The sequence below is a fragment of the uncultured Acetatifactor sp. genome, assembly GCF_948601915.1.
Classification (GTDB): Bacteria; Bacillota; Clostridia; order Lachnospirales; family Lachnospiraceae; genus Acetatifactor.
The window spans coordinates 1-9,806 of the sequence record NZ_CAPDXS010000175.1; the positions used below are offsets into that span (position 1 = coordinate 1).

Annotated in this window: 11 protein-coding genes; 4 read left to right on the forward strand and 7 right to left on the reverse strand. The window is 55.3% G+C overall.

Features of this window, described 5'->3' with window-relative positions; all coding sequences use genetic code 11:
- Positions 1-111: 111 nt before the first annotated feature.
- The gene (locus Q2B33_RS21305; RefSeq protein ID WP_300783443.1) at positions 112-1,077 is read right to left on the reverse strand and encodes a hypothetical protein; all 966 of its coding nucleotides are present in this window, start codon (positions 1,075-1,077) and stop codon (positions 112-114) included.
- A 401-nt stretch (positions 1,078-1,478) separates the two neighbouring features.
- Here Q2B33_RS21305 and Q2B33_RS21310 point away from each other — a divergent pair, with 401 nt between their 5' ends.
- Both Q2B33_RS21310 and Q2B33_RS21315 read left to right on the forward strand, forming a co-directional pair.
- Positions 1,479-1,655, forward strand: a complete 177-nt coding sequence (locus tag Q2B33_RS21310; RefSeq protein WP_300777467.1) for a hypothetical protein — start codon at positions 1,479-1,481, stop codon at positions 1,653-1,655.
- Between the two features lie 21 nt (positions 1,656-1,676).
- Entirely contained in the window at positions 1,677-3,410 is a 1,734-nt protein-coding gene (locus tag Q2B33_RS21315; RefSeq protein ID WP_300783445.1) for a transposase, read from the forward strand.
- A 112-nt stretch (positions 3,411-3,522) separates the two neighbouring features.
- On the opposite strand, the gene Q2B33_RS21320 is transcribed toward Q2B33_RS21315, so the two are convergent.
- The 6 genes from Q2B33_RS21320 to Q2B33_RS21345 all read right to left on the reverse strand — a co-directional run bounded on the left by Q2B33_RS21320 (position 3,523) and on the right by Q2B33_RS21345 (position 8,730).
- A complete protein-coding gene (locus tag Q2B33_RS21320; RefSeq protein WP_300783447.1) occupies positions 3,523-4,812 on the reverse strand; it encodes an MFS transporter in 1,290 nt (429 codons plus the stop codon).
- A complete protein-coding gene (locus Q2B33_RS21325; protein WP_300783449.1) occupies positions 4,809-5,465 on the reverse strand; it encodes a TetR/AcrR family transcriptional regulator in 657 nt (218 codons plus the stop codon). Before Q2B33_RS21325 ends, Q2B33_RS21320 begins: the two co-directional genes overlap by 4 nt.
- 234 nt (positions 5,466-5,699) lie before the next feature.
- Positions 5,700-6,251 (reverse strand): GNAT family N-acetyltransferase, encoded by a 552-nt coding sequence (locus Q2B33_RS21330; protein ID WP_300783451.1) that lies wholly within the window; start codon positions 6,249-6,251, stop codon positions 5,700-5,702.
- Between the two features lie 187 nt (positions 6,252-6,438).
- Positions 6,439-7,191, reverse strand: a complete 753-nt coding sequence (locus tag Q2B33_RS21335) for a hydroxypyruvate isomerase family protein (protein WP_300783453.1) — start codon at positions 7,189-7,191, stop codon at positions 6,439-6,441.
- A 146-nt stretch (positions 7,192-7,337) separates the two neighbouring features.
- The gene (locus tag Q2B33_RS21340; RefSeq protein ID WP_300783455.1) at positions 7,338-8,357 is read right to left on the reverse strand and encodes a zinc-dependent alcohol dehydrogenase family protein; all 1,020 of its coding nucleotides are present in this window, start codon (positions 8,355-8,357) and stop codon (positions 7,338-7,340) included.
- Positions 8,314-8,730, reverse strand: coding sequence for a hypothetical protein (locus Q2B33_RS21345; protein WP_300783457.1), 417 nt, complete (start codon positions 8,728-8,730; stop codon positions 8,314-8,316). Before Q2B33_RS21345 ends, Q2B33_RS21340 begins: the two co-directional genes overlap by 44 nt.
- Between Q2B33_RS21345 and Q2B33_RS21350 the strand changes: the two genes are divergently transcribed.
- Entirely contained in the window at positions 8,723-9,508 is a 786-nt protein-coding gene (locus Q2B33_RS21350) for a DeoR/GlpR family DNA-binding transcription regulator (protein ID WP_300783459.1), read from the forward strand. The two genes, Q2B33_RS21345 and Q2B33_RS21350, sit on opposite strands and share 8 nt — an antisense overlap.
- Positions 9,509-9,512: 4 nt before the next feature.
- On the forward strand, positions 9,513-9,806 hold a 294-nt coding region (locus tag Q2B33_RS21355), incomplete at its 3' end, for an AAA family ATPase (protein ID WP_300823128.1).

Genomic DNA, 9,806 nt, shown 5'->3' on the forward strand with positions numbered 1-9,806 from the left:
GTTCCGTTTTCCACTTCCATGAGAATGGCCTCATTTTCCGCTTCCACGAGCTTAGGCATACCTGCTGTATCCTGATGAATGGTTCCGCGACATAGGAGCCGGACCGCTGGCCTACACTGTCTGAAGCCCTGCAAGCTGCTCTACTTCCGCCACACTGAGCCCCGTATCCTCCGCGATTTCTTCAACTGTGAGCTTTCCTCTTTTCAGCAGCCTCAATGCTGTCTGCGTCTTTGTTTCGCTGATGCCTTGGCTCTTTCCCTGCTTTATTCCCTGCTTTATTCCCTGCTTTATTCCCTGATTCAAGATGGTTCTCGCCTCTGTTTCAATCAAAGCTCCGCTCATCATGTCACCTACGCCTTTCTGCACATTTTCATATTTCTGTGCAATCTCTTTGATCACATCGCCGGAAAGCTCTATGATTGTCCGCTTGTCAAATGCCCCAATCACACCCTGCCGTTCCAGTCCGTCAAGCCTTTCCAAAATCTCCTGATACTCGGCCTTCAGTTCCGTCAGCTTCTGCTCATCACTATTATACTCCGGAAACCCCTTCTCATGTGAAAAAATATAAAAAGGAATCAGCATCAGCAGGCCTTTCCCAAAAATATCTTCCAGCGAGTATGTCTGCACCTTCATAATCGGCACATCGTACCGAGCCGTCCCGCCCGGTGTGACGATAACATACTTCATTCTGTCCGGGGTCCTTTGATAGGTCCGAAGGTACAGAACCGCCGTATTGGGGAATGTCACGGTCAATGTTTCCTCTGTGACCTCTCCCTCGTCAAGCGCTATCTGCGCGTCATACTCGAAAAGCCTTACGGTAATCTTCCCATCCGGCAGGCTGCTCTCACACTCAATATGGTATTTCTTCGGTATCTTCCCAAAAACAGTAAAATTCGTATCCGTAATCCGTTCTTTGTCCGCTTCGTCCTGCCGGTCTAAAAAATGTTCGTTGGGGAAAAAACGGATTTCTTCCTCTCCTGTATATGTTTCACCGAAAATCTCATTGATTACGGGTATAATCAGCTTCCGGCAGTCATTTAAGATTGTCCGGAATGCACCGTCATATATAGTTGCCATATTTTATTCCTCTCTGAGCCTGTACCCTTATCATAGCATTTTTTTATGGCAAATTCAAGAATCTTTACCCTTTAACGCGGCCCAAAGGCGCCCGGTCGTTACTTTTCACGGGGTGGGGAAAGCATAATTAATAATTGTGCAAAACGCTGAAATTAAAAAAATAGTTATCCACTCCAAGGCGGCTGATTTTGAGGAAATGTGGATATCCATCCGATTCCTCAGAATAGCCGCTTTTCTTTCTGCAAAATCTGGCCGGAATCACCTGGTATCTACCGCTTCCGGCTCATCTGGACAGTCTTTTCTCCAAGATCCTGCATGGAAATAATTACCAAAACAGAAAATTATCCACATTCGCTTTTTCCCCCGTTTTCTGCTATAGTAGACCTATGGAGGGATATGGGATGAAACATGAGAGTCCTGAAGCAAGACTCATCCGGGAACAGGAGCGGTACATCCGGGTCCTGGAGGAACAGCTGGATGTGTGCAAAGAACAGCTCAAGGCCCAGGAGCTCCTGATCGAGGAGCAGAACCAGGCGCTGGCGCTGTTTGCAGAGGCATTCCGTGAAGAAGGGGAGTAAAGGCAGGGAGGGGCAGACCGCATGAACGACAGGGAATACTTTCAGACAACTTCATTATCCTATCAGCTGCAGGCCGCCCGCCGGGAGCTTGCCGGCTTCCGGTCAGGGGAGGCCTACCAGAAGCTGCGCGCGGATTATGAAGGGATCATCCGGGAGAAGAACCTTACCATCAAAAAGCTGCAGAAAGAGCGGGATGAGATCTCTTTTTCCCGCAGGAAGATCACGGAGCAGTGGATGGACGTGCTGGAAGATGTCCAGAAAGAGCATGAAAAAGAAACAGAAAAGCTGAAGAAGGCCATCGCGGAGCTCCTGGACATGGTGGTGAGCCTGAAGAAGCGGAACTGCGAACTGGATGAAAAAAGGAAGAAGGCGCTTTCCGATTATTATGAGGCTGCGGTGAAGCTGGAGGAGGCGCAGGGCCTCATCGTGAAGCTCACGGCACAGGTGAACCATAATTATGAGAATTCCTCCCTGCCCTCGTCCAAATGCATCGACCGCAAGAAGATCACGAACAACAGGGAGAAGACGGGGAGGAAGCCAGGCGCGCAGGCAGGGCATCCCCACCATCCGCGCAGGCCTATGGAACCGGACCAGGTCATAGAGATAGCGGCGGAAGAAAAGTTCCAGGACAGTTCAAGATATGTCCCCACCGGGAACATCGTCTCCAGACAGGCAATCGGGATCTCGATTGTCCCGGTGGTTACCGAATACCGCACTGCGGAATTCTATGACAGGAAGAAGGGAAGGAACGTGCATTCCGCATTCCCATGCGGGGTAATGGATGACGTGAACTATGACGAATCCATGAAGGCGCTCCTCTTCCTCCTCAACAACAGGTGCAACGTGTCCCTGGAGAAGACGGCGCAGTTCGTCCGTGACGTGACGGACGGGGCGCTCTCCCCTTCCGTGGGGATGATAAGCGGGCTGTGCCGCGAGTTCTCATCGAAGAGCAGGCAGGAGCAGGACAGGCTGTTCGTGGCGCTCCTTGACGCGCCAGTGATGCATGTGGACGGCACACTGGCAAGGGTCAACGGGACCAACAACAATGTGGTCGTATGCAGCAATGGTGCGGCGACCATGTATTTTGCAAGGGAGAGCAAGGGGCATGCCGGGATCAGGGACACGCCAGTGGAGACTTTTGGCGGGATCCTGGTCCATGACCATGAGGCGTGCTTCTACGGCTATGGCTCCGACCATCAGGAATGCATGGTACACATAGAACGCTATCTGAAGGACAGCATAGAGAATGAAAAGGGCCTCACCTGGAACGGGCAGATGCTGGAGCTTATACGGGAGATGATACACGAGAACAACATGGCCCCGGCGGAGGGGATAGCGGACGAAAAGATTGCCGGATTCGAGGCACGGTACGATTCCATCGTACAGACAGCAGCGAAGGAATATGAGGACAGCCCTCCATCGGACTATTACAGGGACGGGTACAACCTGTACCTGCGGATGGTCGAATACAAGCATAACCATCTCCTGTTCCTGTCCAACCCCCTTGTGGCGCCCGACAACAACCTCTGCGAACGGAAGGCCCGGGTACTGAAAGGGAAGATAAACCAGGCAGTCTCGCTGAGGAGCTTCCGGCATCTGGAATATTTCTGCGAATGCCTGAGCGTGATCGACCATCTCGCGACAGATGATAGGAACAACCTCTATCAGTCCATAAAGGAGATCTTCAAAAGGCCAAGGCCGGTCAAACCAAAACGAGAAAATATAGAACCTTCTAATACGGCACTGCCTGCATGAAAGGCGGGAAGAGGGGCTCATGAGAGCCCCTTGTTATAGTGCCCGATTTCCCCACCCCATGAAAAGTAACGCCCGGTCATTCCCCATATGTTCCCAGCCCTTCTCTGTCCGGCTACTCCTTTCCCGAATCGGACGACACCTTTTCCGTCTGATTGCCGCAAGCCTGACACGCGCTCTCCATCTTCCGGAAAAACCCACAGGAAAGCAGCCCAATGAGACATACCGCAGCGCCGGTGGGAACCAGCACCAGGAAAACCGCTTCCCGGAAGCCGTCGAACAAAAAGCCGTATACCGTCTGCCCTGCCGGCTGGGCGCACAGGGTAACGGCAGATGTGTAAGCCATCACTTTTCCAATCAAATCCCCCGGCGTATTCTGCTGTATCAGGGACACCGCAAAAACGGAAAAGATGCTGACCGCAATCTGCATGCCGCAGAAAGCAGCCACATTGACCATATATCTGCCGAAAACGCCTATGGGGAGGAGGAACACGGCTCCCGCAGGAATCATGCACAGGCCCATGGCCGCCAGCAGCCAGGACAATCCGCCGGTTTTCAGTTTCCCCGTGAGGAGCCCTGCGGCGGCGCTCCCCAATATGGTGGCCACTGCCAGCGCGCTCTCCGCCCCGCCGTAATATTTCGCGTCCAGACCGAGAACCATCCTCACCAGGAAAGGAAGGCCCACCAGCGTCACCCCCATGACGAAGAACCGCGATAGCGCCGCCAGAAGCAGCAGCTTCAGGATGTCCGTCCGCTCCTGCGCCATAAACTTTATACTGATGATAAAGTCATGCCTGATTACGCGAAGCACATTCCCTCCATGTCCCATCGGCTGACGGCGCAGCCTTATGAAGCATTCAAATGAGGCCGTAATGAAAAAGCAGACAACGCTGATATCCATCACAGGCTTCAGCCCAAAAGCCACATAGAGGACGCCGCCCAGCATGGGTGCGGTCAGATAGGAAACCGACGCCACCTGGTTCACCACCGCATTCCCCCTGACGATATCATCGCCGGACAGCATCTGGGGGATGCAGGCCTGCACTGTAGGCGTCTCAAAAGCGCCCAGCACGGACAGGGCCACCAGCAGGAGGCTGATGACGGCAATGGCATTTCCCCCAGACAGGAGGGCTGCCACGCATAGCACAACCGTCCCTGTCAATGCATCCAGCGCCACCATGACCTTGCGCTTGTCCGCCCGGTCGGCAAGGATGCCTCCCAGAGGCGACAGCAGGATTGTAGGGATGGTCGCCGCAGACAGGATTCCGGCAAACACAGCCGCGGAACCTGTAACCTCCAGCACATACATGGACAGGGCCAACCTTAAGATATAATTGCCGAACAGCGAGCTGATCTGCCCCAGCACAAGAAGGGTGAAATTCCTCGAAAACAGCTTCCGCTTCATCCCTTATCCACCTCCTCCGCCCCGTCCCCCAGGATCCTCTCTGCCCGCTCACACATCTCCCCATCCACAATGGGAAGCCCCATAGCACTCAGGACCTCACCCAGGAAACTGCATTTATGCCTTATCTGCGCCGGGTCAGCCGGGAAGACGGAGGGCATCAGCCAGAAATTCACCAGTGGAAGCAACTCGGAGAGCTCTTTCCCATATTCCGTCCGGATAGAGCCGTCCCGTCTGCCCTCCTCGATCAGCTCGAACCACAGAGGGGTCAGCACCCGGCGGTTGGCCTCCACTGCGGCCGCCAGGATGCGCGGGTCTTTCAGGATGGACACCGCCTGGGCGTTGATGGCTTCCCGCTCCCCGTCGGCCCTGTCCAGGGAAAGCACCTCCCGTATCTTCTCCAGGCCGTTTAAATCCCTGCGCCCCCTCACCGCCAGGAAAGGATTGTTCTCCAGGAACATCCGGTCTCCCAGCGCCTGCATCGCCTCTTCCTTGCTCTGGAAAAAACGGTAGAACATCCCCTTGGCCCCGCCTGCCCGCTCCATGATATCGGCAACGGAAGTCTCCTCATACCCCCTGGATAAAAACAAATCCCTGGCCGCGTCCAGAATCTCATTTTCCCATTGTTCCGGCGGCTTCTTCACTGGTCTTGCCAACTCTTCTTCCTCCCCTGTATAATTATTGACTTTCAGTCATTAATTATGATACAGGAACCTTCCCGGTTTGTCAATATTGGCATGGACATTTAAGGAAAAAGCCAGAGCCTTACGAAGCTTACGCTTTTATGTAACTGCTCCCCGTCGGCTTACGCAATGAGCGGCAATACAAAAACAGGGCACTGTCACGCTCTGCGTCCCAGCCCCATCGGTAAGAGATGTCCTACATGCTTTTCAGCGAATCAGAATATACTTCATATCGTTAAAATCCCTGTCCAACTGCTTTGCGTGATACCTGCTCTCCTTGACGAACCGGAACCCGCACTTCTCAATGACCCGTCTCGACTGGCCGTTTACCGAAAAATGCCCTACCGTCAATGCGTCCAGTCCGCAAGTATCAAAGCAGAATCCTATTACCGCTTTCACTGCTTCCGGCATCAGCCCCTGCCCCCAGTAATCCCTGGAAAGCACATAGCCGATTTCCTTAACCTTCAGGTGCCTGTAAGCTTCGTCCTCATTGGCCCAGGAAGGATGCAGCCCCAGGGAGCCGATTACCCTGCCGGACTCCCGGTGCGCAAGGGCAAAGACATTCTTATGGGACATAAAGTCCCCTAAAATCGCCCTGGAAACCTCGATGGATTCATGATGCTTCCAGCCCGCCATCTCTCCCACGCCCTCCACAGAAGCATAGGCAAAGAAATCCTCCAAATCGCTCTCCCGCCAGGGGCGCAGGATAAGCCGAGGCGTCTCTAATACGGTATCCGTAATGTCAATCTGTATGTCCATTTCTTTTCCCCCTTTCGGTTTCGACGGTTCTGGCGCTTCCTGCGATTCCAGTGATTCCGCAGTTCCGATGGTCCCCACTCTTCCCGCCCTATTCCATCACTCCGGTCTTCTCCTTCCGTTTCTGGAGCCTTCAACATTTTCTCCGCCGCAGGGTAATCCAAATCTGGCTAATCCCGCCAGTCCCCTCTCACCCGCATCTGCCCGCCAGCTTCCGAAGCCCCTCCAGCGCCGGCTTCTCCGGGAAATATTCCAGCCCGACATAGCCCGTATACCCCGCTTCCCGGATTGCATGGAAAATATTGGGATAGTTCAGCTCTCCCGTGTCCAGCTCATGCCTGCCGGGGCACCCCGCCGCGTGGAAATGGCCTATCCTGGAGATATTCTCCCGGATATTCCGGATGAGGTCGCCCTCCGTGATCTGCTGGTGGTAGATGTCGAACAGCACCTTCACCCTGTCGCTCCCCACTTCCTCTATGATCTCAAAGGCCTCCGCCGAGGAGGACAGATAATATCCCTTATGATCCACAGCCGTGTTCAGGGGCTCCAGCAGCAGAGTGATATCCGTTCCCTCCAGAAGCTCTGCCGCCCGCTTTGCGCCCTGGCACAGAGCCTGGTGCTGCTCCTTCCGCGGCCGCCCCGTATCCGCTCCCACCTGGCTGATCAGCCTGCGGCACCCCAGCCGCTTAGCCGCCTCCATGCTCTCCTTCAGCCCTTCCAGATATACCTCATGGCGGGACGGATCCACCAGGCTGGCGAACTTTGTGCAAATAGCGGCCACTTCCAGATGCAGGCGCTCCCTTTCGGAGGCGATTCTACCCAAATCCTTGTCCCACCAGGACCAGAACTCAATGGCTCCGATTCCCGCTTCCTTCGTCTCCCGGATTCCCTCCAGGACGTTCTTTCCCTGATACAATGCGTCGATGCAGACGGAATAATTCATCTCTCCAAAGCTCCTTCTTTTTGTCCCATTAAGAAATTCTACGCCAGATACGGGATATCCGTCAGCCAGGCATATCTATATCTGGTATCTCTGCCCCTTCCTGCCGCAGCCCCATCTGAGCCTGCCAGACACCGATAGTTTTCCCCTTACGGACAGATGATATACTTGCCCCTGGCCCGAACCTGGGGGCTGCTCAGTATCTCCTCCAGCTTTTCCAGCCCGCATGTCCCGCAGACCATGCTGCTCACGTCCAGGCGGCCCGTGTCGATCAGATCCAACGCCCGCTTCTGCGTATAGGGATTGATATAGGACGCCTTCAGCTCCAGCTCCTTCTGGAATATCTCAAAGGGCTTCACCGAAATAGTCTCATCCGGCTTCGTCAGGCCGAACATCATCACCATCGCCTTGTTCCCGGCGATGTGGATGGCCTGCTCGATGGTGGCGGGACGGCCCACGCACTCGATGACCGTGTTCACCCAGGTGAATCCGGCTTTTTGCAGCTCCTTCTTCACATCCGCCTGTAAGGGATCGATGCAGACGTCCGCCCCCAGCTTTGCCGCCACCAGGCGCTTCTCCTCCACAGGCTCCAGCAATGCCACCTTTGCCGCGCCCTCCAGCTTCGCAAGCTGCAGCATCAGCAGGCCTATCATGCCGCCTCCGATGACCACCGCCTGGGAACCCGGCCGGATCTCGCACATGTCGATCCCATGGAGGCAGCATGCCACCGGCTCCGCCATGGCCCCCTGTTCAAAGGAAGTCCTCTCCCCCAGCCGGTACACCTGCCTCTCATTCACGGCGCAGCATTCGGCGAATCCGCCGTTTACAGTGGTTCCGTATCCAATCATATGCTCGCAGTAATGGGCCACGCCGCTCCTGCAGGGCGTACAGGCTCCGCAGTAACAGTTGGGATCCACGCACACCCTGTCGCCCGGCCGATAATCCATCACCGCTTCGCCGACCTCCTCCACGATGCCGGAGAACTCATGCCCCAGTATAGTGGGCGGGGTGACCTCCGCCGCGCCCTTGTCCCCCTCATAGATATGCACGTCCGTGCCGCAGACACCGCAGGCCTTCACCCGGATCAGCACATCCTTCGGCCCCACGACCGGCATCTCATGCTCCTCAATCCTTAAGTCGTGTTTTCCGTAAAATACCGCGCTCCTCATCTTCTGCCTGCCCCTTTCTCTTCTCCGGTCCGCTCTTCCGCCCACGTTTATCCCTGACGCCGCCCTGCCTGCCGGGCGCATTACAAGAAGCTTCCGCTTCCCCCAACATGTCCCGCAATACCCGCCGCCTTAGAAACCAGGCCGGAATCCGCACCGGAATCCGCTTAAATTTGGATTCTATTGTAAACCCATATGCCGCTTTTTTCAATAGCCATCTCACCAGGCGGATATCCACGCTGCAGCAGGGAAGCATAATTTGACGTGCCTGGCGAATTTCAAATTCCACTTGCAAATATAAGCATAAACAAGCATAATAAAACATAAACAGGCAAAAACAAGAATCCACCCAAAGGAGCTCATCAGAAATGTTCATGGAAGAACGCCAAAAAGATATCGTCAGAAGAGTAAATGAATCGGGCCGGATCCTGGTATCGGAAATCCGGGAGCTCTACCAGGTCTCCGCCGACTGCGCCAGGCGCGACCTCCGGGTTTTGGAGAGCAGGGGACTGCTCCAGAGGACCCATGGGGGCGCCATTGCCATAGCACCGGGGGGAACCTTTCCCTCCGCCACCTACAACCCCGTTGATGTGCAGGAGCCCCGGCCCGATTATCTGGCTGTGGCCAGGCGGGCTCTGGAGCATATCGAGGCCAATGAGGTCATTTACATCACCACCTCTCTGGTGGGGTATTATATGGCCCGGGACCTGCCGGAGGACATGCCCGTGACGGCTCTGGTGAATTCCGTCACGATTGCGGAGGCCCTGCGGAAAAAAATGAACGTATCCGTCATCCTCCTGGGCGGCGAAATGTCCCACCGGGGCCACTGCCATGACTTCTACACCGTCCAGATGGTGAAGGGCATCCGGATCGACAAAGCGTTCCTGTCCCACACCGCATTGTCCCTGGATTTCGGGGCATCCATCCGCGACAGCGCCGGGGTGGCGTTCGGGCGGGCCGTCATGGAGAGCAGCTCCGTGAACATCGGCCTGTACCCTTCGTCAAAGACAGGGAGGCATTCCGTCCATTCCGTGTGCCGGATGATTGACTACGATTTCGTCATCACGGACAGCAATGTCTCTGAGGATTTCCTGGTGCAGGGCAGGGAACTGGGGGCGGTCATTGAAGTGGTGGACGTAAAAGGAGGGGAGTGAACCTATGTACTGCATATTAGTGACAGGAATCCCGGCCTCCGGGAAGAGCACCCTGGCCAGAGCCCTTGGGGAGGAGCTGCGCCTCCCTGTCATATCAAAGGATTCCCTGAAAGAGATTCTGTTCGACCAGGTGGGCTTCCGGTCCAGGGAGGAGAAGGTAAGGCTGGGAAATGCCAGCATGGAAATCATGTATGCCGTCGCAGGACAGCTCATGGGGGCAGGACAGCCCTTTCTCCTGGAGAACAATTTTGAGCGCGCCTCCGAGGACGGCATCAAGGCCCTTCTGGCCAGATACCGG

Bases quoted from the DNA above. Each gene is read 5' to 3' on its own strand.
- Q2B33_RS21305 (WP_300783443.1), bottom strand. From the start codon at position 1,077: ATGGCAACTATATATGACGGTGCATTCCGGACAATCTTAAATGACTGC.
- Q2B33_RS21310 (WP_300777467.1), top strand. From the start codon at position 1,479: ATGAAACATGAGAGTCCTGAAGCAAGACTCATCCGGGAACAGGAGCGG.
- Q2B33_RS21315 (WP_300783445.1), top strand. From the start codon at position 1,677: ATGAACGACAGGGAATACTTTCAGACAACTTCATTATCCTATCAGCTG.
- Q2B33_RS21320 (WP_300783447.1), bottom strand. From the start codon at position 4,812: ATGAAGCGGAAGCTGTTTTCGAGGAATTTCACCCTTCTTGTGCTGGGG.
- Q2B33_RS21330 (WP_300783451.1), bottom strand. From the start codon at position 6,251: ATGGACATACAGATTGACATTACGGATACCGTATTAGAGACGCCTCGG.
- Q2B33_RS21335 (WP_300783453.1), bottom strand. From the start codon at position 7,191: ATGAATTATTCCGTCTGCATCGACGCATTGTATCAGGGAAAGAACGTC.
- Q2B33_RS21340 (WP_300783455.1), bottom strand. From the start codon at position 8,357: ATGAGGAGCGCGGTATTTTACGGAAAACACGACTTAAGGATTGAGGAG.
- Q2B33_RS21350 (WP_300783459.1), top strand. From the start codon at position 8,723: ATGTTCATGGAAGAACGCCAAAAAGATATCGTCAGAAGAGTAAATGAA.
- Q2B33_RS21345 (WP_300783457.1), bottom strand. From the start codon at position 8,730: ATGAACATTTCTGATGAGCTCCTTTGGGTGGATTCTTGTTTTTGCCTG.